This window comes from Segatella maculosa OT 289, from assembly GCF_000243015.1.
GTDB lineage: Bacteria > Bacteroidota > Bacteroidia > Bacteroidales > Bacteroidaceae > Prevotella > Prevotella maculosa.
This window is the reverse complement of the sequence record NZ_JH594520.1, coordinates 1-1,009: the sequence shown is the minus strand read 5'-3', so window position 1 is coordinate 1,009 and position 1,009 is coordinate 1. Positions and strand designations below refer to the sequence as shown.

The 1,009-nt window shown below is 54.7% G+C and carries 1 rRNA gene; it reads left to right on the top strand.

The features are described 5' to 3' along the window. Window positions 1-1,009 (top strand): 23S ribosomal RNA (locus HMPREF9944_RS12895); the annotation flags it as partial.

The window sequence follows — 1,009 nt, the reverse complement described above, 5'->3', positions numbered from 1 at the left end:
GTCAGAAGTCAGTGGTGGTAGACGCGAAACCAAGTGATCTACACTTGACCAGGTTGAAGTTCCGGTAACACGGAATGGAGGACCGCACCGATAAGCGTTGAAAAGCTTCCGGATGAGTTGAGTGTAGGAGTGAAAGGCCAATCAAACTTGGAGATAGCTCGTACTCCCCGAAAGGCATTTAGGTGCCGCGTGTGGCGATCTCCGTGAGAGGTAGAGCGACCGATAGGTCAAGAGGGCTTCACCGCCTATCGCGACCTGACGAACTCCGAATGCTCACGGACCGCAGCCATGCAGTAAGGGGGCGGGTGCTAAGGTCCGTCCCCGAGAGGAGAAGAATCCGGACCGCCGACTAAGGCCCCGAAATTCTGCCTGAGTTAGTCTAACGAAGTCCGGTCCCCGTGACAGCCAGGATGTTGGCTTGGAAGCAGCCATTCATTCAAAGAGTGCGTAACAGCTCACTGGTCGAGGGTCCGGGCGTGGATAATAATCGGGTATAAGGCAGATGCCGAAGTCGCGGGATAGCATTGTATATAAAAAGTATCGGTAGGGGAGCATTCCATGTGCGTCGAATGGTGTACGCGAGTTATCCTGGAGCGCATGGAAACGCAAATGTAGGTATAAGTAACGATAAGAGGGGTTAGATTCCCCTCCGCCATAAGTCTAAGGTTTCCCGGGCAATGCCAATCAGCCCGGGGTAAGTCGGGTCCTAAGTCTCAGCCGAACGGCGAGGGCGATGGCAGAAACGGTTAATATTCCGTTACTACCTAGTGGAGCGACGTGGAGACGGAGTAGTGACACTGCCGCGGGGCGACGGAAGTCCCCGTTGAAGAGTGTAGGCGCCGATGAGGGCAGGCAAATCCACCCTCAGAGCCGACCTTGATAGTACGGCAACCCCCTGGGGGGTAGCCGATAGTGCAGGTAATCAGACTTCCTAGAAAATCCGCTAAGCTTGATCCATTGGGTACCCGTACCGCAATCCGACACAGGTAGACGGGTAGAACATACTGAG